Source organism: Streptomyces sp. 2323.1 (assembly GCF_900221035.1).
In the GTDB taxonomy this organism is placed as follows: Bacteria; Actinomycetota; Actinomycetes; order Streptomycetales; family Streptomycetaceae; genus Streptomyces; species Streptomyces sioyaensis.
In genome coordinates, this window is sequence record NZ_LT907981.1 from 3,116,199 (window position 1) to 3,141,298 (window position 25,100).

Annotated in this window: 19 protein-coding genes, 1 pseudogene and 1 riboswitch; of the genes and pseudogenes, 11 read left to right on the forward strand and 9 right to left on the reverse strand. The window is 70.8% G+C overall.

The features are described from left to right. Nucleotides 1-76: 76 nt before the first annotated feature. The 3 genes from CPH93_RS12885 to trpS all read right to left on the reverse strand — a co-directional run bounded on the left by CPH93_RS12885 (nucleotide 77) and on the right by trpS (nucleotide 3,096). Nucleotides 77-1,069: a YihY/virulence factor BrkB family protein gene (locus tag CPH93_RS12885; RefSeq protein WP_096212920.1), complete on the reverse strand. Its 993-nt coding sequence runs from the start codon at nucleotides 1,067-1,069 to the stop codon at nucleotides 77-79. Between the two features lie 243 nt (nucleotides 1,070-1,312). Then, nucleotides 1,313-1,897 carry a 2'-5' RNA ligase family protein gene (locus tag CPH93_RS12890; RefSeq protein WP_093484786.1) on the reverse strand — a complete coding sequence of 195 codons (585 nt, stop codon included), beginning with the start codon at nucleotides 1,895-1,897 and terminating at the stop codon, nucleotides 1,313-1,315. Between the two features lie 185 nt (nucleotides 1,898-2,082). Further along, nucleotides 2,083-3,096, reverse strand: coding sequence for a tryptophan--tRNA ligase (gene trpS / locus CPH93_RS12895; RefSeq protein ID WP_093649119.1), 1,014 nt, complete (start codon nucleotides 3,094-3,096; stop codon nucleotides 2,083-2,085). Between the two features lie 229 nt (nucleotides 3,097-3,325). Here trpS and CPH93_RS12900 point away from each other — a divergent pair, with 229 nt between their 5' ends. After that, complete coding sequence (locus tag CPH93_RS12900; RefSeq protein ID WP_096212921.1) at nucleotides 3,326-4,600, forward strand: cytochrome P450 family protein; 1,275 nt, start codon at nucleotides 3,326-3,328, stop codon at nucleotides 4,598-4,600. A 39-nt stretch (nucleotides 4,601-4,639) separates the two neighbouring features. Here CPH93_RS12900 and glyA read toward each other — a convergent pair whose 3' ends face one another. Beyond that, complete coding sequence (gene glyA / locus CPH93_RS12905) at nucleotides 4,640-5,920, reverse strand: serine hydroxymethyltransferase (protein ID WP_391258780.1); 1,281 nt, start codon at nucleotides 5,918-5,920, stop codon at nucleotides 4,640-4,642. A gap of 47 nt (nucleotides 5,921-5,967) precedes the next feature. Then, a riboswitch (ZMP/ZTP riboswitch) is annotated at nucleotides 5,968-6,059 on the reverse strand. A 131-nt stretch (nucleotides 6,060-6,190) separates the two neighbouring features. On the opposite strand from glyA, the gene rocD reads away from it, so the two are divergent. Together rocD and CPH93_RS12915 are read left to right on the forward strand one after the other, a co-directional pair. After that, nucleotides 6,191-7,396: an ornithine--oxo-acid transaminase gene (gene rocD, locus CPH93_RS12910; protein ID WP_096212923.1), complete on the forward strand. Its 1,206-nt coding sequence runs from the start codon at nucleotides 6,191-6,193 to the stop codon at nucleotides 7,394-7,396. A 72-nt stretch (nucleotides 7,397-7,468) separates the two neighbouring features. Then, nucleotides 7,469-7,948 carry a hypothetical protein gene (locus CPH93_RS12915; protein ID WP_096212924.1) on the forward strand — a complete coding sequence of 160 codons (480 nt, stop codon included), beginning with the start codon at nucleotides 7,469-7,471 and terminating at the stop codon, nucleotides 7,946-7,948. 16 nt (nucleotides 7,949-7,964) lie between these two features. Here the strand turns inward: CPH93_RS12915 and CPH93_RS12920 are convergent, their stop codons facing one another. After that, entirely contained in the window at nucleotides 7,965-9,311 is a 1,347-nt protein-coding gene (locus CPH93_RS12920) for a transcriptional regulator (protein WP_096212925.1), read from the reverse strand. 192 nt (nucleotides 9,312-9,503) lie between these two features. On the opposite strand from CPH93_RS12920, the gene CPH93_RS12925 reads away from it, so the two are divergent. From CPH93_RS12925 to CPH93_RS12940, 4 genes and pseudogenes are all read left to right on the forward strand, one after another. Further along, complete coding sequence (locus CPH93_RS12925; RefSeq protein ID WP_231977304.1) at nucleotides 9,504-9,872, forward strand: hypothetical protein; 369 nt, start codon at nucleotides 9,504-9,506, stop codon at nucleotides 9,870-9,872. Between the two features lie 94 nt (nucleotides 9,873-9,966). Further along, nucleotides 9,967-10,197, forward strand: a complete 231-nt coding sequence (locus CPH93_RS12930; RefSeq protein WP_096212927.1) for a hypothetical protein — start codon at nucleotides 9,967-9,969, stop codon at nucleotides 10,195-10,197. Further along, nucleotides 10,172-10,684, forward strand: coding sequence for a DUF6879 family protein (locus tag CPH93_RS12935; RefSeq protein WP_096212928.1), 513 nt, complete (start codon nucleotides 10,172-10,174; stop codon nucleotides 10,682-10,684). The genes CPH93_RS12930 and CPH93_RS12935 overlap by 26 nt, the downstream gene beginning before the upstream one ends. A gap of 25 nt (nucleotides 10,685-10,709) precedes the next feature. Continuing rightward, nucleotides 10,710-10,895 (forward strand): annotated as a pseudogene (locus CPH93_RS12940) (helix-turn-helix domain-containing protein); the annotation flags it as partial. A gap of 211 nt (nucleotides 10,896-11,106) precedes the next feature. Here CPH93_RS12940 and CPH93_RS12945 read toward each other — a convergent pair. The 3 genes from CPH93_RS12945 to CPH93_RS36730 all read right to left on the reverse strand — a co-directional run bounded on the left by CPH93_RS12945 (nucleotide 11,107) and on the right by CPH93_RS36730 (nucleotide 20,824). After that, nucleotides 11,107-12,297 carry a glutathionylspermidine synthase family protein gene (locus CPH93_RS12945; RefSeq protein WP_093484774.1) on the reverse strand — a complete coding sequence of 397 codons (1,191 nt, stop codon included), beginning with the start codon at nucleotides 12,295-12,297 and terminating at the stop codon, nucleotides 11,107-11,109. A gap of 17 nt (nucleotides 12,298-12,314) precedes the next feature. Next, the gene (locus tag CPH93_RS12950; RefSeq protein ID WP_096212929.1) at nucleotides 12,315-12,737 is read right to left on the reverse strand and encodes a hypothetical protein; all 423 of its coding nucleotides are present in this window, start codon (nucleotides 12,735-12,737) and stop codon (nucleotides 12,315-12,317) included. Nucleotides 12,738-12,865: 128 nt separating this feature from the next. Further along, the gene (locus CPH93_RS36730; protein WP_159394990.1) at nucleotides 12,866-20,824 is read right to left on the reverse strand and encodes an Ig-like domain-containing protein; all 7,959 of its coding nucleotides are present in this window, start codon (nucleotides 20,822-20,824) and stop codon (nucleotides 12,866-12,868) included. A gap of 457 nt (nucleotides 20,825-21,281) precedes the next feature. Between CPH93_RS36730 and CPH93_RS12960 the strand changes: the two genes are divergently transcribed. Beyond that, a complete protein-coding gene (locus tag CPH93_RS12960) occupies nucleotides 21,282-21,824 on the forward strand; it encodes a GNAT family N-acetyltransferase (RefSeq protein WP_096212931.1) in 543 nt (180 codons plus the stop codon). A gap of 104 nt (nucleotides 21,825-21,928) precedes the next feature. On the opposite strand, the gene pdxR is transcribed toward CPH93_RS12960, so the two are convergent. Further along, nucleotides 21,929-23,341, reverse strand: coding sequence for a MocR-like pyridoxine biosynthesis transcription factor PdxR (gene pdxR, locus CPH93_RS12965; RefSeq protein WP_096212932.1), 1,413 nt, complete (start codon nucleotides 23,339-23,341; stop codon nucleotides 21,929-21,931). Between the two features lie 47 nt (nucleotides 23,342-23,388). Here pdxR and CPH93_RS12970 point away from each other — a divergent pair, with 47 nt between their 5' ends. From CPH93_RS12970 to CPH93_RS12980, 3 genes are read left to right on the forward strand one after another with little or no spacing between them, the layout of a single operon-like run. Next, on the forward strand, nucleotides 23,389-23,889 hold the full coding sequence (locus CPH93_RS12970) for a carboxymuconolactone decarboxylase family protein (protein WP_093484769.1): 501 nt from the start codon (nucleotides 23,389-23,391) through the stop codon (nucleotides 23,887-23,889). A gap of 5 nt (nucleotides 23,890-23,894) precedes the next feature. After that, a complete protein-coding gene (locus CPH93_RS12975) occupies nucleotides 23,895-24,344 on the forward strand; it encodes a carboxymuconolactone decarboxylase family protein (protein ID WP_093489062.1) in 450 nt (149 codons plus the stop codon). Further along, a complete protein-coding gene (locus CPH93_RS12980; protein WP_096212933.1) occupies nucleotides 24,341-25,099 on the forward strand; it encodes an isocitrate lyase/PEP mutase family protein in 759 nt (252 codons plus the stop codon). Before CPH93_RS12975 ends, CPH93_RS12980 begins: the two co-directional genes overlap by 4 nt. The last annotated feature ends 1 nt before the right edge of the window (nucleotide 25,100 follow it).

Consider the following 25,100-nt stretch of genomic DNA (forward strand, 5'->3'; position numbering starts at 1 on the left):
TACGGAGCGGGCCGGGTGACGGGGGCGGTCCGGGGCCGGGCCGGCGGCGCGCGGGGCCGGAGCGGGCCGGGTGGCGTCAGGCCGCCCGGGGGCGCTGCGGCCCCTCCTTGCCCTCCGGTCCCTCCTTGCCCTCCGGCCGTTCCGTCCCGTCCGGCCGTTCCCGTCCCGGGGTCTCGTCCGGCCCCTCCCCCGGCACCTTCAGCTCCTCGCCCACCGTGCGCTTCTCCCCCTCCGTGGCCGTCCAGGACGCGCAGTACACCAGCAGCTTCGCGGTGAAGTTGATCCACAGCAGGAGCGCGACCGGGGTGCCGAAGGCGCCGTACATGCTCCGGGCGGCGACGCCCTGGAGATAGCCGCTGAGCAGCAGTTTCAGGGCTTCGAAGCCGATCGCGCCGAGGAGTCCGGCGACCACGACGGAGCGCCGGGGCGGATGGACGCCGGCGAGCCGGGTCAGTATGTAGGCGAGCAGCAGGAAGTCCGCGAGGACGGCGATCACGAACCCCGCGGCCGACAGCAGGATGCTGCCGACGCCGCCCTCCGGCAGGCCGATCACCTCGGCCACCTTGCCCACCGCGGCGGACGCGAAGGTCGAGCAGGCCAGGGAGAGCACGGCGACACCGCCGACCCCGAGCAGCAGCGCGCCGTCCCGGAGCTTGCCGAGGAAGAAGTTGGTGTCCTCGTCGGGCTTCTCCCATACGGCGCGCAGGCAGTCGCGCAGCGAGTCGACCCAGCCGATGCCGGTGAGCAGCAGCGCGGCACCGGCGACCAGGCCGACGGTGGTGGCGTGGGCGACGAGGCCGGCGATGTCGAGCTGGTCCGAGAGGCCGGGGAGCTGTTCGGCGAGCTTGTGCTCCAGCGTGTGCAGCCGCTCGTCGCTGAGCAGTGCGGCGCCGATCGCGGCGGCGACGGTGAGCAGCGGGAAGAGGGCCACGAAGCTGGTGAAGGTGATCGCGGCGGCGAGCCGGGTCCAGTGCACCCGGAGCATCCGCTCGTAGGCGCGCCACAGGTGAGTGGTCATCAGCCGGCCGATGAGCGGTCCGATCACCGGCAGTGTGCGCAACCAGTCCATGGCATTCCCCTCGTGCCCACGCGCCCGCCGGCCCGGGCTGGATGTTCCGGCCGGTGCCCCGGCTGACCGGAACACTAACGTCCGGGTACCCCGGACATGCCGTTTCCCATACGTCCCGGTCGGCCATCGGGTACGGCACCGCCCGTCCGGCCCGTGAACGCGGCCGCCGTACGGACTTCCACTACGGGGCGAGCAAGGCAGGCCTGGTCCCAGCGGTGACGCGCCGAGCGCCGACGGCGGGCGTCAGCAGGACGGCGCGGGCGGCCGGGAGAGATCGGCGGCCTGGCGCGGGACGCCGGCCGTCTGCGGCGGGAAGGGGAACTCCCGCTCCAGGCGCCACACCTCGTCCGCGCCCTGCTCGTAGAGCGCGAAGCCGCCGATGGTCCAGGTCGCGCAGAAGTCCCGGAGGCCGGCCTGGGCGCGGTCCATGTCGGCGTCGGCGATGTTGTGGGCGACGGTGACGTGCGGGTGGTACGGGAACTGCAGCTCGCGGGCGCACGGGCCGGAGGCGGCGCGGATGCGGGCCTGGAGCGCGGTGCAGCCCGCCTCGCCCTCGGTGACCTTCACGTAGACCACCGGGGAGAGCGGGCGGAAGGTGCCGGTGCCCTCCAGGCGGAGCGGGAAGGGGCGGAAGCCGGCTGCGACCTCGGCGAGGTGGCGTTCGATGCCGGGCAGCGCCCCGGCGGAGACCTCCGTCGGGGGGAGGAGGGTGATGTGCGTGGGGATACCCGGTGCGGCAGGGTCCCCGAAGCCCTCGCGCTGCCTCTGGAGGAAGCTGCCGTAAGGCTCCGGGACCGCGATCGAAACGCCCAGCGTTACGGTCCCCACTGTGTTCTCCCTCCTGACGTGTGTGCGGCGCTCTCGCGCACCCTCTTAGTGTGCCGGGTGGGCGCCGTTTGCGGGGAGCGTCCCCTGCTCCTGTGACAAGCGGACTCCCGGGCTTCGCGGGGTGGATTTCCCGGGCTCCGGCCGCCCCGCGCGGCCGGAGCCGAGCCGTCTCGCGGACGGTCCCTTCAGTGCTTCGCCGGCAGCAATCCGAGCCGGTCATAGGTGGTGGCGAGGGTCTCGGCGGCGACCGCGCGGGCCTTCTCCGCACCCTTGGCCAGGATCGCGTCCAGGGTCTCGGGATCGTCGAGGTATTCCTGCGTGCGGTTGCGGAACGGTGTGACGAAATCGACCATCACCTCGGCGAGATCCGTCTTGAGAGCGCCGTACATCTTGCCCTCGTAGGACCGCTCCAGGTCCGGGACGGAGGTGCCGGTGAGCGTGGAGAGGATCGTCAGGAGGTTGCTGACGCCCGGCTTGGCCTCGCGGTCGAAGCGGATGACCGTGTCGGTGTCGGTGACCGCGCTCTTGACCTTCTTCGCGGTGACCTTGGGGTCGTCGAGCAGGTCGATGATGCCCTTGGGCGAGGAGGCGGACTTGCTCATCTTGATCGACGGGTCCTGAAGATCGAAGATCTTCGCCGTCTCCTTGACGATGTACGGGTTCGGGATCGTGAAGGTGTCGCCGAAGCGGGTGTTGAAGCGGTCCGCGAGATCGCGGGTCAGCTCCAGATGCTGGCGCTGGTCCTCGCCGACCGGGACCTGATCGGCCTGGTAGAGGAGGATGTCGGCGACCATCAGCACGGGGTAGGTGAACAGGCCCACCGTCGTACGGTCCGCGCCCTGCTTGGCCGACTTGTCCTTGAACTGGGTCATCCGCGAGGCCTCACCGAAGCCGGTGACGCAGTTCATGACCCAGGCGAGCTGGGCGTGCTCGGGCACATGGCTCTGGACGAAGAGCGTGCAGCGCTCCGGGTCGAGGCCGGCGGCGAGCAGCTGGGCGGCCGCGACCCGGGTGTTGCGGCGCAGCTCCGCCGGGTCCTGCGGGACCGTGATCGCATGCAGGTCGACCACCATGTAGAAGGCGTCGTGGGACTCCTGCAGGGCCACCCACTGGCGCACCGCACCGAGGTAATTGCCGAGGTGGAAGGAGCCGGCCGTGGGCTGGATACCGGAGAGTACACGTGGGCGATCGAGAGCCATGGCACCGATTGTCTCAGGTCCGCAAGAGGGCCGAGGCGCATGGTGGCACAAGCGGCGGCGCGGCCGCGGTTCCGGCCGCGCGGACGGGGCGGCGGACGGCCCGGCGCCGCGCCGTGGCGGCCTGTTCGGGGTGGCCGGCAGCTGGAATCGTGGGCCGTGCAGTCGTGGTCCGCGCCGTGCGGGCCTGTGCACCGCCCCGGATCTCCGCCCCGATCTGTGAGGACCGCCGATGACCGACGCCATCCGCCCCGTGCCCCCGGCCGCCGCCTGCCCCGCACACTCCGGCCGGGAGCCGCACCGGCTCGCCCCCGGAGGCGCCGCCCGGGCCGCGGCCGACGCACGGCTGCGGGAGGACGGGGCGGTGGTGCCGGTGCTGCTGCCCGGGGAGGTGCCCGCGGTCGCCGTCACCCGCCACGAGGTGCTGCGCGAGATGCTGACGCACCCCGAAGTCGCCAAGAACGCCTGCCACTTCACCGCCCTGCACGACGGCACGGTGCCGCCCGGCTGGCCGCTGACCCTCTTCGCCGCCATCGAGGGGATGACGACCGCCGACGGGGCGGACCACCGGCGGCTGCGCGGCCTGGTGACGCAGGCGTTCACCGGGCGGCGGGTGGCGGCGCTGCGACCGCGGATCGCGGAGCTGACGGCCGGGCTGCTGGACGCGCTGCCGCGGGCCGCGGACGCCGACGGCACGGTGGATCTGCGCCGGCACTTCGCCTATCCGCTGCCGATGGGCGTGATCTGCGAACTGCTGGGCGTGAAACCCGCGTTACGCGACCGGCTGCACGAGCTGTCGAACCTGATCGTGGGCACGGCCGGCACCGCGGCCCAGGTGCTGGCCGCCAACCGTGAGATCACCGCCCTCCTCACGGAGGTCGCCGAGGCCCGGCGGGCGGACCCCGGTGACGATCTGACCAGCGCGCTGCTCGCCGCCAGGGAGGAGGACGGCGACCGGCTCAGCGCACCGGAGCTGGTCGGCACCCTGCTGTCGCTGATCATCGCCGGGCACGAGACCACGCTGAACCTGATCACCAACGCGGTCCGGGCGCTGTGCACCGACCGCGGCCAGCTGGAGCTGGTCCTGGCCGGGCGGGCGAGCTGGGACGACGTGGTCGAGGAGACGCTGCGCTACGACAGCCCCGTCGCCCACTTCCCGTTCCGCTACCCGGTCCGGGACCTGGAGATCGGCGGCACCCTCGTCCCGCGCGGCACCCCGATGCTGGCCTCCTATGCGGCGGCCGGCCGCGATCCGGACGCCTACGGGGCGGACGCGGACCGGTTCGACGTCACCCGGCGGCCCGCCGCCCGGCACCTCTCCTTCGGCCACGGCCCGCACTACTGCCTGGGCGCGCCACTGGCCCGGCTGGAGGCGACCGTGGCCCTCCAGGCGCTGTTCACCCGGTATCCGGCGCTGGACCTCGCCGTCCCGGACACCGAGCTCCCGGCGCACCCGAGCTTCGTCAGCAACAGCACCCACGTCCTGCCGGTCCGGCTCACCGGCTGAGCACGGCCGGTGAGCCGGGGGTGCCGTGGAACCGCGGCGTCAGTCCGTCGGCAGACCCGGCGCCGGGTAGCCGGCCAGCAACTCCGCGACCTCGCCGCGGATCACCGCCAGCGCGTCCTCGTCGCCCTTGGCCGCGGCCTGAACGCTCCGGTCGATCCACTCGGCGACCAGCGGCATCCGGTCCGTGCCCAGTCCGCGGGAGGTGAGGGACGGGGTGCCGATGCGGATGCCGGAGGGGTCGAAGGGCTTGCGGGGGTCGAAGGGGACGGTGTTGTAGTTGACGACGATGCCGGCCCGGTCCAGGGCCTTGGCGGCGACCTTGCCCGGGACGTCCTTGGAGGTGAGGTCGATCAGCACCAGGTGGTTGTCGGTGCCGCCGGAGACCAGGTCGTAGCCGCGGGCCAGCAGCGCCTCGGCGAGCGCCTTGGCGTTGGCGACGACGGCATGGGCGTAGTCCCGGAAGGACGGGGCGGCCGCCTCGCGCAGGGCGACCGCGATGGCGGCGGTGGTGTGGTTGTGCGGACCGCCCTGCAGACCGGGGAAGACGGCCTTGTCGACGGCCTTGGCGTGGCTCGCCCGGGACATCAGCATCGCGCCGCGCGGCCCGCGCAGGGTCTTGTGCGTCGTGGTGGAGATGACATCGGCGTGCGGCACCGGCGACGGGTGGGCGCCGCCCGCGACCAGACCGGCGATATGGGCGATGTCGGCGACGAGTACGGCACCGACCTCGCGGGCGATCTCGCCGAAGGCGGCGAAGTCGATGGTGCGCGGCACGGCGGTACCGCCACAGAAGATGATCTTCGGGCGTTCCTTGCGGGCGAGGTCGCGCACCTCGTCGAAGTCGATCAGCGCGCTGCCGGGCCGGACGCCGTACTGCACCCCGCGGAACCACCGGCCGGTCGCCGAGACGCCCCAGCCGTGGGTGAGGTGGCCGCCCATCGGCAGCGCCATGCCCAGCACGGTGTCGCCGGGCTCGGCGAAGGCAAGGTAGGCGGCGAGGTTGGCGGGCGAGCCGGAGTACGGCTGGACGTTGGCGTGCTCGACGCCGAAGACGGCCTTGGCGCGCTCGACGGCCAGCGTCTCCACCTGGTCGATGTTCTGCTGGCCTTCGTAGTAGCGACGGCCCGCGTACCCCTCGCTGTACTTGTTCTGAAGGACGGTGCCGGTGGCTTCCAGGACGGCGGCGGAGACGTAGTTCTCGCTGGGGATCAGCCGCAGGGTGTCGGCCTGGAGCTGCTCCTCGGCGCCGACCAGCGCGGCCAGTTCGGGGTCGGCGACGCTCAGCGCGGGATGCGAAAGGGGCTGCGACAAGGGGTGCATTGACATGGTGTCCTCCGGGGCGGTCGATCGGTGGTCCGGTCGTGGTCCCGGGGTGCCCAGGCGGGGCGGCACCTCGTGAGGTTTCCCGCACACCGCTTCCTCGAGGTTGTTTCCCCGTACGCCAGTCGCGATGTGCACCGCAGAGTGTAGGACACCCCCGGCCCCCTGGTCGGCGGAACGTCGCAGGTCCGGTCGGTCCCGCCGGGCGCAACAATGGAGGGGGACGCGGCAGCGCCCGCGCCCCGCACGGTCTACCGAACGGAGTCACCGGTGACGTCCACGGAACGCTTGCTCGCCGCCGCCGAGGCCCACAGCGCGCACAACTACCACCCGCTGCCCGTCGTCGTGGCCTCCGCCGAGGGTGCCTGGATGACCGACGTGGAAGGCCGACGCTATCTGGACATGCTCGCCGGCTACTCCGCGCTGAATTTCGGGCACGGCAACCGCCGCCTGCTCGACGCGGCCAAGGCCCAGCTGGAGCGGGTCACGCTCACGTCCCGCGCCTTCCACCACGACCGGTTCGCGGAGTTCTGTACCCAGCTGGCCGAGCTGTGCGGCATGGAACTCGTCCTGCCGATGAACACCGGCGCCGAGGCGGTCGAGACCGCGATCAAGACGGCCCGCAAGTGGGGCTACCAGGTCAAGGGCGTCCCGGACGGCCGGGCGAAGATCATCGTCGCCGACAACAACTTCCACGGCCGCACCACGACCCTCGTCTCCTTCTCCACCGACCCCGAGGCGCGCGCAGACTTCGGCCCGTACACCCCCGGCTTCGAGATCGTCCCCTACGGCGACCTGGCCGCACTGGAGGCCGCCGTCGACGCCGACACCGTCGCCGTCCTCCTGGAGCCGATCCAGGGCGAGGCAGGCGTACTCGTACCGCCGCCGGGCTACCTGGCGGGCGTACGGGAGCTGACCCGCAGCCGGAATGTGCTGTTCATCGCCGACGAGATCCAGTCCGGCCTCGGCCGTACGGGCCGGACCTTCGCCTGTGAGCACGAGGACGTGGTCCCGGACATGTACGTCCTGGGCAAGGCGCTGGGCGGCGGGGTGGTACCGGTCTCGGCGGTGATCTCCTCGCGCGAGGTGCTGGGCGTCTTCGCACCCGGCGAGCACGGCTCGACGTTCGGCGGCAACCCGCTCGCCTGCGCGGTGGCCCTGGAGGTCATCGCGATGCTGCGCACCGGCGAATTCCAGCAGCGCGCAACGGAGTTGGGCGAACATCTGCACAGCGAGCTGGGGCTGCTGGTGGGCGACGGCGCGATCGACGCGGTCCGCGGCCGCGGCCTGTGGGCGGGCGTGGACATCAACCCGTCCCGCGGCACCGGCCGCTCCGTCTCCGAGCAGCTGATGAAGCGCGGCGTCCTGGTCAAGGACACCCACGGCGCAACGATCCGGCTCGCCCCGCCGCTGATGATCAGCAAGGAGGACCTGGACTGGGGGCTTGACCAGCTGCGGGGTGTTCTGGAGGGGTGAGATGGGGGGCGGGCGCAGCGGGCGGTAGTCCGGGTCGTCTGTGGCTCAGTTCCCGGCGATACGGTCACTGCCATGATCAGTCAGATCGTGACACTGGTGGGCGTGCTTGTCGGAGCGCTGACTTCGTACCTCTCCGTCAGCGTGGCCGAACGGGCCAGGCATCGGCGCTCGATGGCAACCCGCTGGGATGAACGGAAGCTCAACGCATACATCGAGTACGCCACGTGCGTGAAGGAAGTGGCTGACGCTGCGAAACGCTCTCGTCTGGTCGAGGAAGGCTCAGACGCCCACAAGGAGTTCATATCCGCGATGGAGGACGGCGAGCGCAGACGTTCGGCGCTCTTCGAGGAACTCGTACTGCTGGCGGCTCCTCCAGCTATTGAGGCAGCCCATGACATCAACGTGGCTCTGTGGGAGGGGCTGAAACAGGCGCGCAGGCACGACCCTCCCTCCGTGGTTTTTGTGGGCGACTTTCACAAGCTCCTGAACACGTATCACGAACGAGCCCGAGAAGACCTGGGCATCCGCAAAGACTCGTGGCAGGTCCACTGAGGCACTCCGACGGAGCTCAAGCCAGGAGTGAGGCCGGGGTGACGAGCCGGGCACGTTCGTGGAGTTCGCGGGCGGCGGGGTTCTTGAGGTGGGGGCGGATGAGCGTGAACATTGTTTGCATGCGCTGATCTGCCCGTCCAGACTGCACCAAAGGGTAATCATCCAGGGCGAGATGCCATGTCGCGCATGCTGCTTCGAGGTGGCCGATTTCCAGTTGCCGCTCGGCCAAGGTGGCGCGGTGGCGTACGCGAGCGCGACGGTAGACGCCGTAACGCACCTTGTCCGATTCCTGCATGGCTTTGATGGAGCCGGGAACATCGCCGAGTTCGTACCGGACCTGGCTGATGTGGTAGTTCAGGGCTGCTGGATCATACGAGCCAAATGCCTTCCCTCTGGCTTCAGCCTTATCCATGGCCACCTCGGCCTCTCTTAGGTACATCAGCGCATTACTGTGGTCGCCGATTTGCGCGGAGGCGTGCGCCTGCTGCCCGGCAAGAAATGCTCGCATTCGCGGACCTGCTTGCGGAGACGCGGCAGCGGCAGCGGCAGCGGCAGCGAGCCGCATTGCCTGCCTGCCATGCCTTAGATCAACAGCCTGAACGCTCATCCCCCGAAGCGTTGTGCAGTATGTCAAGTGATCCTCTGCCGCTCCGGCAAGTTCCAACGCCTTGAGGTAATACTGTTGCGCAAGGCCGTGAACGCCTTCGTCTACCGCCATGTATCCCGTGAGATAGCACAAATCAGCAGCAGCCGACATCATCGCTTTGCGTACCGGCTCGGAGGCGTCAGCCGTTAGATACGGGGCTACTGTGTTCACCAAGAAGGCCGCAGCCATCGGGCGAGCATGGCGTCCACCAAATTGGTCATCCAGATCTGACACTCGCTCGGTCATCGCGATGACCATGTCGACCTCTGGCATGCCAATGCGCCGGGGCCTGCCGGATTGAACGGCTTCCATTCTGCCTACCACATCTGGCCAATTGGGCACGCTCAGCGCAACGGAAAAGAGACTTATACCGAGGACGGCGCGGCGTGAGGGGTCCATATCGCCCGTGCCGAGATCGATCAACCTTTCAACCGTGCCCCGAGTGGCACCGGAGCTATTGACCGGCGCCGGGAACCCGGCCTCGGCCTGCGTCACCGGACGTCCCAGCTTCCGCGCCAAGGCCTCCACGATCAGCGGTCTGACCTGCTCCTTCGGCAGGTGTCCTTGACGCCACTGATGGGCCGACGGCTCGCGGTACTTGAGCGGGGTTCCTCGCTCGGTGCCGAGCCGGTTCACGGCCTGGACGAACTGCCGCAGCGTCCAGCCGGTCTGCCGATAGAGCCGTTCGAGGTGCCGGTTCGGTTCCCGAGTGCTCACTGGCCCTCAACTCCCCGGTGTGCACGAGCGCTTAAAGCTCTTAAAAGCCGCTTCCAATGCCACCGTACCGCTGGGTGTAGCAGAGCGGTTGCCCAGAGCGAGGAAGGCCCTTCTCGCGAGACAACAAGAGGACCCCCCGACCGTGGTGGACGGCCCGGGGGCGTGGCCCTCAACTACAAGGGAGTTGACGACATGCCCGACGCTACAGCGAGGGCCTCGGTCCGGCTGCTGCCGTGGACCAGCGCGGACGGGAAACCGTGCTTCCTGGTAGGCGACGGGACCGGATACGTCGCCCGCATCGCCGACCGGATGGAGACAGAGCAGCTCAGCTCCGCCGCCGATCTCATCGACGAAGCCTGCCAAGTGCTTGACGCACGGACGTGGACACCCGGGGAACTGCACCTGCTGGCCGTCGAATTGACCGCATCGCTTGCCGATGTGCGCCGGGTGGCCGAGAGCCGGGGCGGGCGCTTGGACGCATTACTCGGCCACGACGCCCCGGACGATGCGGACGATGCCGTCGGCGAAGGGCCCCGGCTTCCGGCGGAGGCGTTCGGATGAGGCGGGCGTACAAGTTCGTGCAAGTCGTTGGCGCGCTGCGGCGACTCAGGCGCAAGCTCGCACTTGTTGATCGTCCGAGGCGACGGAGGACACCATGGCTTTACACCGCCTGGGCAAGGACCCCGAGAGCCCGAACAACGGCTCCCCGACTGTGTACCTGGACGACGAGAGCGGAAACTACGTCCTGCAAGGGTGGCGGGCCACGGACCCCGAGCGTCTGGCGCAGATGGACGTTCCCAGCCATGAGACCGTGATCGAGTTCCCGAAGCGCATGATGCAGTTCTTCCCGGAGGTGAGCGGTGGCGACGACGAAGCCGACGTTTGAGGAGCTGTTCCGGTCGGCCCAGCACAGCGCGTGGCACTTCGAGGCCAGGGACGCATACGCGCTGGACGAGGACTACCAGGAGTGGATCGCCGGCAACCACTTCGACCCCGCCGAGCGATGGCCGTGGTGGATCGACCTGGTCTCCGCTTCGGTGGCCCGTGGCGTCGACGTGCGCCGAGCGCGGGTCGTCTCGGAACCCGTATCCGCCTACATCCGGTACGAACACGCGCTCACCTGTGGTCACAACGTCAAGGCCGGAGAGTCGGTGCGCTGGCTCCCCCGTCGGCAAGCCTCTTCCTTGCTGTTGCCGGGAAACGACTGCTGGATCTTCGACCGTGCGTCAGTGCTGTTCAACCACTTCAACGGTGACGGGGAGATGACCGGCGAAGAGCTGGTGACCGACCCCGGTGTGGCCCACGCCTGCGTATCCGCGTTTGAAGCGATCTGGGAACGGGCGACTCCCCACGAGGAGTACCGGCCGGTCTGACAGTACCCACTCGGAACGCTCGAACGTGACGTCGTCGTCCAGCATCCGGCAGGCCCGAGAGGCTCTCGGCAAGCGCCTGCGCGAGATTCGGAAAGATTCGGGTCTGACAGCGCGGGAATTGGCCGCTCGGGCCGGCTGGCATGAGAGCAAGTGCAGCCGCATCGAGAACGGCCGCACCGGGCCGTCCGACGATGACCTGCGGGTGTGGTCGGAGACGGACGGCGGCAAGCACGACGGCGGGCCCATGCCCCCGGAGGCACCCCGCGACCCGCAGCCCAGTGGTGGGGACAGCGACAACAAGTAGTCGCGAATGCCGAGGCTTTCCCCTTAGTGGGCCGGTCTCGCAAGGCCCCGTCCGGTGCACCGGACGGGGCTTCCTGCTGTACCCCCGCAGGGGCGCCCGAGCAGCCCCCTCGGCGGATTCAGCGGATCACATGCGGCACGAACCGCGCGTACTCGTCGGTGACCGGACCCGCCGACTCGCGGATGCCGAGTCCGGCTGCCTCGTTCTCGACGACCCAGGCGCCGAGGACGACACGGTTGCCGTCGAAGTCCGGGAGGGGGGCCAGCTCCTGGTAGCAGCAGGGGTCCTCGGGGCCGCGCAGTACCGGGGCGGCGCCCGGCTCGTGCAGGGTGACTCCGGCGCCCTCGCGGCCCAGCAGCGGCTTGGCGGCGTAGCCGCGGGTGCGGGCCAGTTCGCGCGGGCCGTCGAGGTAGGCGGGCAGCAGATTCGGGTGGCCCGGGAACAGCTCCCACAGGACCGCCAGCAGCGCCTTGTTGGAGAGCAGCATCTTCCAGGCGGGCTCGATCCAGAGGGTGGAGCCGGTGCCGCCACCGTTGTCGAGGGTGTCCAGGACGTACGGGCCGAAGTCGTCGGTGGCCAGCCACTCCCACGGGTAGAGCTTGAAGCAGGCCCGTATGAAGCGCAGCCGCTGGTCGACGAAGCGGCCGGAGAGCCGGTCCCAGCCGATGTCCTCCACCGGGATGGCGACCGTTTCCAGGCCCGCCTGCTGTGCCGTCTCCTCCAGATACGCGACGGTCATCAGGTCCTCGCCGAGCTCGTCGCCCGCGGAGTGCGCGAAGTGCAGCGGCGCACCGGGCGGCAGCAGCGGGGCCTGCCGCTTCCAGGCCGCCACCAGCCGCTCGTGCAGCGAGTTCCACTGGTCGGCGCCGGGGAAGCGCTCCTCCATCCAGAACCACTGGGGGCTGGCGGCCTCGACCAGCGAGGTCGGGGTGTCGGCGTTGTACTCCAGCATCTTGGCCGGGCCGGTCCCGTCGTAGTGCAGGTCGAACCGACCGTAGAGGGAGGGGAGTTCGGTGCGCCTACGCCAGGACTCGGCGATCAGGGCGGCCAGGCGGGGGTCTTCGATGCCGAGGTCGGCGAGGCGGTCGTGTTCGACGAGGTGCGCGGCCGCGGTCAGGCACATGCCGTGCAGCTCTTCGACGACCTCCTCCAGGGCCTCGACCTCGGGGAGGGTGAACTCGTAGTACGCGCTCTCGTCCCAGTACGGACGCAGCGAATCGTCCGGGTAGCGGGTGAGCGGGTAGATCAGCCCCTGCGCCTCCACGGTCTGCTGCCAGCCGGGGCGGGGCTCGATGGTGTGGCGTTCCATGGCGCCGCGGCGTCCGCTCAGCCGCCGAAGGAGCCGTGCCGGCCGTGCGAGCCGGAGCCCGAACAGCCGAAACCGCCGCGGTTGACGGCCGTGGTCCGGCTGAAAGTGCCCTCGTCGGCGTACTTCCCGCCGGAGTTGCTCGGGTCGTAGTACCACTGGGCGTCCACCGGCTGCCGGCCCGGCGCGCCGCCGCGCCCGTTCTTGCCGTACCCACCGGTCGTGCCACTGCTGGTACTGCCGCTGCCGGAGGACGAGCCGCTGCCCACCGAGCAGTTCTTGGCCTCGACGATGCGGTAGCCCTTGAGCGCGTCGTAGCTGTTGCGGTCCACGCAGCGCTTGTCGGGCTCGGAGCCGCAGGACGTCAGGGCGGCGGCCAGCGCGCCCATCCCGCCCAGGATCACCGTGCTCGACCGCAGTCGCCGCCGTGCCTTCTCCGCCATTTTCTGCATCCCCCGTGATCGGACATATGTATGAACGGGCAGCAAGCTTAGGGGTGGCACAGGAAGGCGCCGGACCGCCCCCTCGGACGGCCCGGCGCTGTGTGGTGGATATGGATCGGAGTGGAGGGTTACAGGACGGTCTGGGTGTCGGTCCCGACGGAACCGGTGAAGTCGGCGTCACCCGCGTAGGTCCCCGTGACGGTGTAGTTGCCGGTGGCCAGCGGGGTGCTGGCCGTGGCGACACCGAGGCCGTCCAGGGTTCCGGTGAGGTTCACGGTGGTCACACCGTCGGTGACGACGAAGTTGACCGTGCCCGTCGGGATGCCGCTGCCGGGTGCCACCGCCGCGACGACGGCGGTGAAGGTGACCGTCTCCCCGTTTGCCGACGGGTCGGGGGCCGAGGAGACGCTGGTGGTGGTCGTGGACTGGTTGACCGTCTGGGTGTCCGTCCCGCTGGAGCCGGCGAAGTTGGCGTCACCGCTGTAGGTCGCGGTGACGTTGTGCGTACCGGGTTCCAGGGTGTTGGTGGTGACGCTGGCCGTGCCGCCGGTGACGGTGCCGGTCAGCGTGCCGCCGCCGGCGCCGTCGATGACGAACGTGACGGTCCCGGTCGGACTGCCGGCACCGGGCGAGGTGACCGCCACGGTCGCCGTGAAGGTCACCGCCTCCCCGAACGCCGACGGGTCGGGCGCGGAGGCCACGGCAGTGGTCGTCGACGCCTGGTTCACCGTCTGGGTGTCACTGCCGACGGAGGCGCTGAAGTCGGCGTCACCGCTGTAGGTCGCGGTGACATTGTGCGTCCCCGCATCGAGCGTGCTGGTGCTGACGGTGGTCGTACCCCCGGCGAGGGTGCCGGTCAGCGTGCCACCCCCGCCACCATCGATGACGAACGTGACGGTCCCGGTCGGGGTGCCGGCACCGGGTGAGACCGGGGCGACGGTGGCCGTGAAGGACACCGACTCACCGACCACCGACGGGTCCGGAGCCGACGCCACCGCAGTGGTGGTCGTGGACTGGTTGACCGTCTGGGTGTCCGTCCCGACGGAGCCGGCGAAGTTGGCGTCACCGCTGTAGGTCGCGGTGACGTTGTGCGTTCCGGGTTCCAGGGTGTTGGTGGTGACGCTGGCCGTGCCGCCGGTGACGGTGCCGGTCAGCGTGCCGCCGCCGGCGCCGTCGATGACGAACGTGACGGTCCCGGTCGGACTGCCGGCACCGGGCGAGGTGACCGCCACGGTCGCCGTGAAGGTCACCGCCTCCCCGAACGCCGACGGGTCGGGCGCGGAGGCCACGGCAGTGGTCGTCGACGCCTGGTTCACCGTCTGGGTGTCACTGCCGACGGAGGCGCTGAAGTCGGCGTCACCGCTGTAGGTGGCGGTGACATTGTGCGTCCCCGCATCGAGCGTGCTGGTGCTGACGGTGGTCGTACCCCCGGCGAGGGTGCCGGTCAGCGTGCCGCCCCCGCCACCATCGATGACGAACGTGACGGTCCCGGTCGGGGTGCCGGCACCGGGTGAGACCGGGGCGACGGTGGCCGTGAAGGACACCGACTCACCGACCACCGACGGGTCCGGAGCCGACGCCACCGCAGTGGTGGTCGTGGACTGGTTGACCGTCTGGGTGTCCGTCCCGACGGAGCCGGCGAAGTTGGCGTCACCGCTGTAGGTCGCGGTGACGTTGTGCGTTCCGGGTTCCAGGGTGTTGGTGGTGACGCTGGCCGTGCCGCCGGTGACGGTGCCGGTCAGCGTGCCACCGCCGGCGCCGTCGATGACGAACGTGACGGTCCCGGTCGGACTGCCGGCACCGGGCGAGGTGACCGCCACGGTCGCCGTGAAGGTCACCGCCTCCCCGAACGCCGACGGGTCGGGCGCGGAGGCCACGGCAGTGGTCGTCGACGCCTGGTTCACCGTCTGGGTGTCCGACCCGCTGGAAGCACTGAAGTCGGCGTCACCGCTGTAGGTCGCGGTGACATTGTGCGTCCCCGCATCGAGCGTGCTGGTGCTGACGGTGGTCGTACCCCCGGAGAGAGTGCCGGTCAGCGTGCCACCCCCGCCACCATCGATCACGAACGTGACGGTCCCGGTCGGGGTGCCGGCACCGGGTGAGACCGGGGCGACGGTGGCCGTGAAGGACACCGACTCACCGACCACCGACGGGTCCGGCGACGAGGTGACCGCAGTGGCCGTCGACGCCTGGTTCACCGTGTGGGTGTCCGACCCGCTGGAGCCGGTGAAGTTCCCGTCACCGCCGTACGCCGCCGTGACGGTGTACACCCCGGCCGTCACCAGGCCGTTCGTGGTGACGCTGGCCGTGCCGCCACTAAGGGTGCCGGTCAAGGTCACGGTGGTGGCGCCATCGGTGGCGACGAAGGTGACCGTCCCGGTGGGAGTTCCCGCGCCCGGAGGCACCGGCGAAACGGTCGCCGTGAACGTCACCGTCTCACCGACCACGGACGGCTCCGGAGCCGAGACGACCGCGGTGGTCGTCGCGGCCGGAGTCACCGTGTGAGTGCCGGACCCGACGGAGCCGGTGAAGTTGCTGTCACCGCTGTATGTCGCCGTGACGGAGTAAGTCCCGGCGGTCACCAATCCGTTGGTGGTGACGCTGGTCGTGCCACCACTCAGCGTGCCGGTCAGGCTCACGGTCGTGACACCATCCGTCGCCACGAACGTCACCGTCCCGGTCGGAGTACCCGCACCCGGAGACACCGGCGAAACGGTCGCCGTGAACGTCACCGTCTCACCGACCACGGACGGGTCCGGCGACGTCGTCACCTCAGTGGTCGTCGACGCCTGCGTCACCGTCTGCGTGTCCGAGCCACTGGAGCCCGTGAAGTCGCCGTCACCGCTGTACGTCGCCGTGACGTTACTGGTACCCACCGGAATCGCCGTCGTGCTCACACTGGCCGTACCGCCCGAAAGCGTCGCCGTCAGCGTCGGACCACCCGTCACCACGAACGTCACCGTCCCGGTCGGAGTACCCGCACCCGGAGACACCGGCGCAACCGTGGCCGACAACGTCACCGACTCACCGACCACCGACGGGTCCGGCGACGTCGTGACCTCAGTGGTCGTCGACGCCTGCGTCACGGTCTGGGTGTCCGCGCCGGCGGAACCGGTGAAGTTGCCGTCACCGCTGTACGTCGCCGTGACCGTGTACGTCCCGGCCGTCACCAACCCGTTGGTGCTGACGCTGGTCGTGCCACCACTCAGCGTGCCGGTCAGGCTCACGGTCGTGACACCATCCGTCGCCACGAACGTCACCGTGCCAGTGGGCGTACCCGCACCCGGAGACACCGGCGCAACCGTCGCGCTGAAGGTCACCGTCTCACCGACCACGGACGGGTCCGGCGACGTCGTGACCTCAGTGGTCGTCGACGCCTGGTTCACCGTCTGCGTGTCCGACCCGACGGAACCGGTGAAGTTCCCGTCACCGGCGTACGTCGCCGTGACCGTGTACGTCCCGGCCGTCACCAACCCGTTGGTGCTGACGCTGACCGTGCCACCGCTCAGCGTGCCGGTCAGGCTCACGGTCGTGACACCATCCGTCGCCACGAACGTCACCGTGCCAGTGGGCGTACCCGCACCCGGAGACACCGGCGCGACCGTCGCCGTGAACGTCACCGTCTCACCGACCACAGACGGGTCCGGCGACGTCGTCACCTCAGTAGTCGTCGACGCCACGCCCACGGTCTGGGTGTCCGCGCCGGCGGAACCGGTGAAGTTGCCGTCACCGCTGTACGTCGCCGTCACGGTGTAAACCCCGGCCGTCACCAACCCGTTGGTGCTGACGCTGGTCGAACCACCGCTCAGCGTGCCGACCAGGCTCACCGTCGTCACACCGTCGGTCACGAGGAAGGTGACCGTACCCGTAGGCGTACCCACCCCCGGAGCCACGGGAGCGACCGTGGCGCTGAACGTCACCGTCTCACCCACCACGGACGGGTCCGGAGACGACGAGACCGTCGTGGTCGTCGCTGCGAGGGCCACCGTCTGAGTGTCCACGCCGACCGAACCGGTGAAGTTGCCGTCACCGCTGTACGTCGCCGTCACGGCGTAAACCCCGGCCGTCACCAACCCGTTGGTACTGACGCTGACCGTGCCCCCACTCAGCGTGCCGACCAGACTCACCGTGGTCACACCATCGGTCACGAGGAAGGTGACGGTACCCGTAGGCGTACCCACGCCCGGAAGCACCGGAGCGACCGTGGCACTGAACGTCACCGTCTCACCCACCACGGACGGGTCCGGAGACGACGAGACCGTCGTGGTCGTCAACGCCGGCGCCACCGTCTGGGTGTCCACGCCGACCGAACCGGTGAAGTTCGCGTCACCGCCGTAGGTCGCGGTGACGCTGTAGACCCCCGCGGTCACCAGGCCGTTGGTGCTGACGCTGGTGGTGCCGCCGCTCAGCGTGCCGGTCAGGCTCACGGTGGTCACACCGTCGGTCACGAGGAAGTTGACGGTGCCGGTGGGGGTGCCGGCGCCCGGGAGCACCGGGGTGACGGTCGCCGTGAACGTCACCGTCTCGCCCACCACGGACGGGTCGGGCGACGAGCTGACCACCATGGCCGTCGTCGCCGGGGCCACCGTCTGGGTGTCCGCGCCGACCGAGCCGAGGAAGTTGCCGTCACCGCTGTACGTCGCCGTCACGGAGTAAACCCCGGCCGTGACCAGGCCGTTGGTGCTGACGCTGGTCGTGCCACCACTCAGCGTGCCGGTCAGGCTCACGGTGGTCACACCGTCGGTCACGAGGAAGGTGACCGTACCGGTCGGCGTACCCGCACCCGGAGCCACCGGCGCGACCGTGGCGCTGAACGTCACCGTCTCACCGACCACGGACGGGTCGGGCGACGAGGAGACCGTCGTGGTCGTCGCCGCGAGGGCCACCGTCTGGGTGTCGGTGCCGCTGGAGCCCGTGAAGTTGGCGTCCCCGCTGTACGTCGCCGTGACAGTGCTGGTACCGACCGGCACCGCGTCGGTCGTGACGCTCGCCGTGCCGCCGGACAGGGTGCCGGTCAGCGTCGGGCCGCCGGTGACGACGAACGTCACCGTGCCGGTGGGAGTGCCCGCACCGGGCGATACCGGCGCGACCGTGGCCGTGAAGGTCACCGGCTCTCCGAACAGCGACGGGTCCGGAGCGGAGGTCACGGACGTCGTCGTCGACGCCTGGCCCACCGTCTGGGTGTCCGTGCCGCTGGAGCCGGTGAAGTTGCCGTCGCCGCTGTACGTCGCCGTGACGGTGTAGAGCCCCGCGGTCACCAGGCCGTTGGTGCTGACGCTGGTCGTGCCGCCGCTGAGGGTGCCGGTGAGGCTCACCGTGGTCACACCGTCCGTCGCGACGAACGTCACCGTGCCGGTGGGCGTACCCGCGCCCGGAGACACCGGGGCGACGGTCGCCGTGAACGTCACCGTCTCGCCCACCACGGACGGGTCGGGCGACGTCGTGACCGTAGTGGTCGTCGACGCCTGTGTCACCGTCTGGGTGTCCGAGCCACTGGAGCCCGTGAAGTTGGCGTCGCCGCTGTACGTGGCGGTGACGGTACTGGTGCCGACGGGGATGGCGGTCGTGCTGACGGTCGCCGTGCCGCCCACGAGCGTCGCCGTCAGCGTCGGACCACCGGAAACGACGAACGTCACCGTGCCGGTGGGAGTGCCCGCACCGGGAGAGACCGGCGAGACGGTGGCCGACAGCGTCACGGACTCACCGAAGACCGACGGGTCGGGAGACGTCGTGACCACGGTGGTCGTCGACGACTGGCCCACGGTCTGGGTGTCCGTGCCGACGGAACCGGCGAAGTTGCCGTCGCCGCCGTAGGTCGCGGTGACGGTGTGCACGCCGGCGGTGAGGGCGCTCGTGCTGACGGTCGCCGTGCCGCCGACCAGGGTGCCGGTGAGTGTCGGACCGCCGCTGATGACGAAGGTGACCGTGCCGGTCGGGGTGCCCGCGCCCGGAGACACCGGGGCGACCGTGGCCGTGAAGGTCACCGACTGGCCGACCAGGGACGGGTCCGGGGAGGAGGTGACCGTCGTGGTCGTCGCCGCCGGGAGGACCGTCTCGGTGTCGGTGTCGCTGGAGCCGGTGAAGTTGGCGTCCCCGCTGTAGGTCGCGGTGACGGTGTAAACCCCGGCCGTCACCAGGCCGTTGGTGCTGACGGCCGCGATGCCGTCGCCGTCCAGGGTCCCGGTGAGGTTCACCGTGGTGACCCCGTTGGTGACGGAGAACGTGACGGTGCCCGTCGGGATGCCGCCGCCGGGGGCGACCGGGTCCACGAAAGCAGTGAAGATGACCGTCTGCCCGGTCACGGAGGGGTCGGGGAAGGAGGTGACCGTGGTGTTGGTCGCCGACTGGTTGACGGTCTGGGTGTCGGTGCCGCTGGAGCCGGTGAAGTTGGCGTCACCGCTGTACGTCGCGGTGACGGTATGGGTGCCGGTTCCGAGTGAGCTGGTCGTGACGGTCGCCGTACCGCCCGAGAGGGTCCCCGTCAGGGTGCCGCCCCCGCCGCCGCTGATGACGAAGGTGACGGTGCCGGTCGGCGTGCCCATGCCCGGGGACACCGGCGCGACGGTGGCGGTGAACGTCACCGGCTGCCCGAAGGCCGAGGGGTCGGGGGACGAGGTGACCGTGGTGGTCGTCGACGTCTGGCCCACGGTCTGGGTGTCGGTGCCGCTGGAGCCGGTGAAGTTGGCGTCACCGCTGTACGTCGCGGTGACGGTATGGGTGCCGGTTCCGAGTGAGCTGGTCGTGACGGTCGCCGTACCGCCCGAGAGGGTCCCCGTCAGGGTGCCGCCCCCGGTCCCGCCGATGACGAAGGTGACCGTGCCGGTCGGGGTGCCCGCGCCCGGGGACACCGGCGCGACGGTGGCGGTGAACGTCACCGGCTGCCCGACGAAGGACGGGTCCGGGGACGAGGTGACCGTCGTGGTCGTCGAGGCCTGGTTGACGAGCTGGGAGTCGGTGCCGGTGGAGCCGTTGAAGTTGCCGTCACCGCTGTAGGTGGCGGTGACCGCGTGGGAGCCGACGCTGAGGCTGCTGATCGTCGCGGTCGCCGTACTGCCCACGAGCGGCACCGTCACGGTCGGACCACCGGCGATGACGAAGGTGACGGTCCCGGTCGGGGTGCCCGCACCGGGCGGGACCGGCGCGACCGTGGCCGTGAACGTCACCGGCTGCCCGAACACCGAGGGGTCCGGGAACGAGGTGACCGTGGTGGTCGTCGAGGCCTTGTTGACGAGTTGGGTGTCGGTGCCGGTGGAGCTGCTGTAGTTGGCGTTGCCGCTGTACGTGGCGGTGACCGCGTGCGAGCCGACGCTGAGGCTGCTGGTGGTCACGCTCGCCGTACCGGCCACGAGCGGCGCCGTCAGCGTCGGACCGCCGGCGATGACGAAGGTGACCGTGCCGGTCGGGGTGGGACCGGGCAGGAGCGGGTTGACCGTGGCGGTGAAGGTGACCGGCTGGCCGAACACCGAAGGGTCGGGCGAGGACGTGACCGTGGTGATCGTCGGCGCCAGGCCCTGCACGGTCTGGGTGTCGGTCCCGGAGGACGCCGCGTAGTTGGCACTGCCGCTGTACGTGGCGGTGATGGGGTGAGTGCCGACGCCGAGGGTGCTGGTGGTGACGCTGGCGTTGCCGCCGATGAGCGGTGCCGTCAGGGTGCCGCCCCCGCTGCCCCCGATGACGAAGGTGACCGTGCCGGTGGGGGTACCGCTGCCCGGCGCGACCGGCGCGACATGGGCGGTGAGGGTGACCGGCTGACCAAAGGCCGAGGGGTCGGGGGACGAGGTGACCGTGGTGGTCGTGGCCGCCTGCAGCACGGTCAGCGTGGCCAGACCGCTGGAGGGGGAGAAGTGGAAACTGCCGTTGTAGTTGGCCGTGATGGTGTGGAAACCGACGTTGACGTTGTTGATGGTGGCGGTCGCGGTGCCGCCGACGAGCGGCGCCGTCACGGTGGGCCCGCCGGAGACGGAGAAGGTGACGGTGCCGGTGGGCGTGCCCAGCCCGAGGGGGATAACAGTTGCAGTTAAGGTCACGGGCTGTCCGAACACCGCCGGATTCGGTGCTGCGGACGCCAACGTGAGGGTCAATGCCATGGTGCGGTGCCCTTCGATGGGTGTGTGGAGGGCAGCGGGCCGTGCGCCCCGCCCGAGCCCGAAGGGCTGCGGAGAGACGACAACTTCCTGTATGAGGGTGGGGCGGTGAGGGCAGCCGGCGGTGCCGGGCCTGCGGCGTACCGATGTCCCCTGACAGGTGAGCAACCCGCCGACCGTTGGCATCAGTAGGCGCGCCCTTCACCCGTACGCGCCATAGCTGCCCCGGTGTTCCCTCCGGATGGCGCAGCGCTCGGCGGCCCCAGGGGCACGCAAGGCGCACACCGCAGGCGTACGGATTGCGCAGACCGGCGCCGGGGGCACAGACGGCCGGTCGGTACATTGCGTTGCCGGGGCCGCCCCTGGGCCGTTGCCGGACCGTCGTCGGCCCGGCGGCCCGGCGGCTCAACGGCCCCTGGAGCCGGCCACGAGGGCCGGCCACGGCGGGAAGGGTAACGCCATGACCGACAGCACTCCGGTGCCCGCGCCCGGCGCGATACGGGGCGATCTGACGCTGCGCCGTCCCCGGCCGTCGGACCATCCACGCCTCCAGGAGGCGCTGGCCGACTGGTGGGGCGGGCTGGGTGGTGAAGCGGGCGCGCTGCAGCGGCAGTTGCTGGTGCCGCGGCTGTTTCTGCAGCACTTCGCCGGCACCAGCTTTCTCGTCGAGCGCCCGGACGGGTCCTTGCACGCGTTCCTGATCGGCTTTCTGTCCCAGACGGATCCACGGACCGCATACATCCACTTCGTGGGCGTGTGCCCGGACGGCAAACGGGACGGCGTCGGCAGGGCGCTCTACGAGCGGTTCTTCGCGCTGGCCAGGGAGGCCGGCCGCCGTCAGGTCCGCTGCATCACCAGCCCCAACAACCGTGACTCCCTCGCGTACCACTCCCGTATGGGCTTCCGTGTGGAGCCGGGCGACCGGGAGGAGGACGGGGTGCCGGTGCAGACGGATTACGACGGGCCGGGGCTGGACCGGGTTGCGTTCGTACGGGAGTTGTAGGGCGGGGCGCTCCCCCGGCGGCGGGGCGCCGGCGCACGGTCGTACGGCAACGGCGCGCCCGGCACATGGTCGTCCGGCAGCGAGCGCCCGCGCACGGACGTCCGTCACTCCCCCGGCGGCAGCGCCCTGATCAGCGCGTCCAGGACGCCCGCGAAGGAGTGGTCGGGCGGGGTGCCGTAGGCGACGACCAGGGCGTCGCGGGGCGGTGTGGGGGCGGCGGGGTCGTGGAATTCGCTGAGGCCTTCCAGGGCGAGGCCCTGCCAGCGGGCGGCCTGGACGATGGACTGTTCGGTGCCGGGCGGGAGTTCCAGTACGGCGTGGAGTCCGGCGGCGATGCCGGAGACATGGACGTGCGGCGCGCGGTCGGCCAGGGCGGCCACCAACTGGTCGCGGCGGCGCCGGTAGCGCAGCCGCATCCCGCGCAGATGCCGGTCGTAGGCGCCCGAGGAGATGAACTCGGCGAGGGTGAGCTGCTCCAGTTGCCCGGACTGCCATTCGCCGGTGCCCTTGACGGCGAGCAGCGGATCGACGAGGCGGTCCGGCAGCACCATCCAGGCCAGCCGCAGTGCGGGGGCCAGACTCTTGCTCGCGGTCCCCAGGTACACGACGTGGTCGGGGTCCAGCCCCTGGAGCGCGCCGACCGGCTGGCGGTCGTAGCGGAACTCCCCGTCGTAGTCGTCCTCCAGGACGTAACCACCGGTGGCGCGCGCCCAGTTGACGGCGGCGGCCCGGCGGTCGGGGTGCAGCGGAACGCCGGTGGGGAACTGGTGGGCGGGGGTGAGGAGGGCGGCCCGCAGGTCGTCGAGGGCGGCCAGCTCCTCGGTACGGGCGCCGTGTTCATCGACGCCGAGGGGCACGGTGCGCAGACCGGCGCGTTCGATCACGTCCCGGTGGAAGCCGAGGCCGTACGACTCGGTGGCCAGCCGGCCGGCGCCCAGCGTGCGGCTGAGCAGGGCCAGCCCCTGCATGAAACCGGTGCAGAGCACGATGTGGTCGGGGTCGGTGCGGACGCCGCGGGCGCGGGCCAGGTAGTCGGCGAGGACCGCGCGCAGTTCGGGGCGGCCGGCCGGGGTGCCGTAGCCGAAGGCCTCGCTGGGCGCGGCGGTCAGCGCGCGGCGGGCGGCGGCGAGCCAGGCGGTGCGGGGGAAGGCGGCGACGTCGGGGGTGCCGGCGGTGAGGTCGAAGCGCGGCCGGCCGGCGCGATGCGAGGGGCCGGGGGTGCGGCGGGCGGCGGGCGCCGTACGCGGCAGCACCCTTTCGGCGACCCGGGTGCCGGAGCCCTGACGGGCGCTGAGCCAGCCCTCCGCGACCAGCTCGGCGTAGGCGTCGGCGACGGTGTTACGGGCGATGCCGAGGTCGGCGGCGAGGGAGCGGGAGGACGGCAGCCGGGTGCCGGGGGCCAGCCGCCCGGACCGTACGGCTTCACGCAGCGCGCGCAACAGGGCGGCCCGCAGGCCGCCGGGGCCACTGAGGTCCAGATGCAGATCACGACCGAAAGTGGCCCAGGAATCCTCCATGGAAGTGGACCATACCGCTGCGCCATTTCCCCCGTAGCGTCGTATCCATGACGACCGACAACACACCGGCGCCCGGCGCCTCCGGCACGGCACCGGCGCACGACCACGGGCCCCGACTGCGCTGGGCACAGCGTGCCCCCGAGGTCTACCGAGCCATGATCGCGCTGGACGCGGCGGCCAGAAAGGACGTCGACCCGGCCCTGGCCGAGCTGGTCAAGATCCGCGCCTCGCAGCTCAACAAGTGCGCGTTCTGCCTCGATATGCACCTCACCGACGCCCGCAAGGCCGGCGAGAGCGAGGAGCGGCTCCACCTCCTCCTCGCCTGGGCGGAGGCGCCGGACCTCTACACCCCGAAGGAGCGGGCGGCGCTCGCGCTCACCGAGGCGATCACCGTCCTCACCGACGGCTTCGTCCCCGACGAGATCTACGCGCAGGCGGCGGCCCAGTTCGACGAGACGGAACTCGCCCACCTGATCGCCCTGATCACCACCATCAACGCCTGGAACCGGTTCGGTGTGAGCACCCGCATGACCCCGGGGAAGGCGTGACCGCGATGAGCCAGCGCATGAAGTTCTGGGGACAGATGTCCGCGTTCGGCCGGGCCCAGCTCCGGCTGACCACGGCCGCCAAGGAGGGGCTGGGGGATCCGGTACTGGCCGAACTGGTCGTCCTGCGCGCCTCACAGCTCAACCGCTGTGCGTTCTGCATCGACATGCATGTGACGAACCTGCGGGAGGCGGGGGTCAGCCCGCGGCGGATCGATCTGCTGCCCGCATGGGAGGAGTCCGGCGACCTCTACACCGCGCGCGAGCGGGCCGCCCTCGCCCTCACCGAGGCGATCACCGTCCTCACCGACGGCTTCTTCCTCGACGAGGTCTACGCACAGGCGGCCGCCCACTTCGACGAGACGGAACTCGCCCACCTGATCGCAGTGATCATCGCCATCAACAACTGGAACCGCGTCAACGTCACCGTCCGCCAGCCTCCGGGAGAAGAACTATGAGCGCCACCGCTGCGGCACTGCGGGAACTGCACCACGGCCGGAAGCCGGGCGATCCGCTGGTCCTCCCCGGCCCCTGGGACGCGGCCAGCGCCAAGGTGTTCGCGGACGCCGGTTTCCCGGCGCTGGCCACGCCCAGCGCGGGCGTCGCCGCCAGCCTCGGCTACGAGGACGGGCAGACCCCGGCCGACGAGATGTTCGCCGCCGTCACCCGGATCGTACGGGCGGTGGACATCCCGGTCACGGCGGACGTGGAGGCCGGATACGGGCTCGCCGCACGGGAGTTGGTGGCCCGGCTCATGGACGCCGGCGCGGTCGGCTGCAACCTGGAGGACACCGACCATGCCACCGGTGCCCTCCGCGACCCGCAGGAACAGGCGGACTGGCTGGCGCAGGTACGGGCCGAGGCGGGCGATGCCCTGGTGATCAACGCCCGGATCGACACCTATCTGCGGGGCGTCCCGGACGAGGACGAGACGATCCGCCGCGGCCGCCTGTACGCCGAGGCGGGCGCCGACTGCGTCTACCCCTTCTGCGCCCCACCCGCCCAACTGGCCCGCCTGGCCGACGCCATCGGCCTCCCCGTCAACGCCGTGGTCCTGCCGGACGGGCCCGCCCCCCGCGAACTCGGCGCCCTCGGTGCCTCCCGGGTCACCTTCGGGCCGGGGCTCCAGTGGAGGGCGATGGCGGCGGTGCGGGAGATGGCGGAGGACTTGCGGGCGGAAACGACGGGCCGCGCGCGGACAGACCGCACGTAAG

What these genes read in the sequence shown, in the direction of transcription:
- CPH93_RS12980 (WP_096212933.1), top strand. Translation starts at nt 24,341, where the DNA reads ATGAGCGCCACCGCTGCGGCACTGCGGGAACTGCACCACGGCCGGAAG.
- CPH93_RS12945 (WP_093484774.1), bottom strand. Translation starts at nt 12,297, where the DNA reads ATGGAACGCCACACCATCGAGCCCCGCCCCGGCTGGCAGCAGACCGTG.
- CPH93_RS12930 (WP_096212927.1), top strand. Translation starts at nt 9,967, where the DNA reads ATGGCTTTACACCGCCTGGGCAAGGACCCCGAGAGCCCGAACAACGGC.
- CPH93_RS12900 (WP_096212921.1), top strand. Translation starts at nt 3,326, where the DNA reads ATGACCGACGCCATCCGCCCCGTGCCCCCGGCCGCCGCCTGCCCCGCA.
- CPH93_RS12950 (WP_096212929.1), bottom strand. Translation starts at nt 12,737, where the DNA reads ATGGCGGAGAAGGCACGGCGGCGACTGCGGTCGAGCACGGTGATCCTG.
- CPH93_RS36730 (WP_159394990.1), bottom strand. Translation starts at nt 20,824, where the DNA reads ATGGCATTGACCCTCACGTTGGCGTCCGCAGCACCGAATCCGGCGGTG.
- CPH93_RS12970 (WP_093484769.1), top strand. Translation starts at nt 23,389, where the DNA reads ATGACGACCGACAACACACCGGCGCCCGGCGCCTCCGGCACGGCACCG.
- pdxR (WP_096212932.1), bottom strand. Translation starts at nt 23,341, where the DNA reads ATGGAGGATTCCTGGGCCACTTTCGGTCGTGATCTGCATCTGGACCTC.
- glyA (WP_391258780.1), bottom strand. Translation starts at nt 5,920, where the DNA reads ATGCACCCCTTGTCGCAGCCCCTTTCGCATCCCGCGCTGAGCGTCGCC.
- CPH93_RS12885 (WP_096212920.1), bottom strand. Translation starts at nt 1,069, where the DNA reads ATGGACTGGTTGCGCACACTGCCGGTGATCGGACCGCTCATCGGCCGG.
- CPH93_RS12960 (WP_096212931.1), top strand. Translation starts at nt 21,282, where the DNA reads ATGACCGACAGCACTCCGGTGCCCGCGCCCGGCGCGATACGGGGCGAT.
- CPH93_RS12925 (WP_231977304.1), top strand. Translation starts at nt 9,504, where the DNA reads ATGCCCGACGCTACAGCGAGGGCCTCGGTCCGGCTGCTGCCGTGGACC.
- trpS (WP_093649119.1), bottom strand. Translation starts at nt 3,096, where the DNA reads ATGGCTCTCGATCGCCCACGTGTACTCTCCGGTATCCAGCCCACGGCC.
- CPH93_RS12915 (WP_096212924.1), top strand. Translation starts at nt 7,469, where the DNA reads ATGATCAGTCAGATCGTGACACTGGTGGGCGTGCTTGTCGGAGCGCTG.
- CPH93_RS12975 (WP_093489062.1), top strand. Translation starts at nt 23,895, where the DNA reads ATGAGCCAGCGCATGAAGTTCTGGGGACAGATGTCCGCGTTCGGCCGG.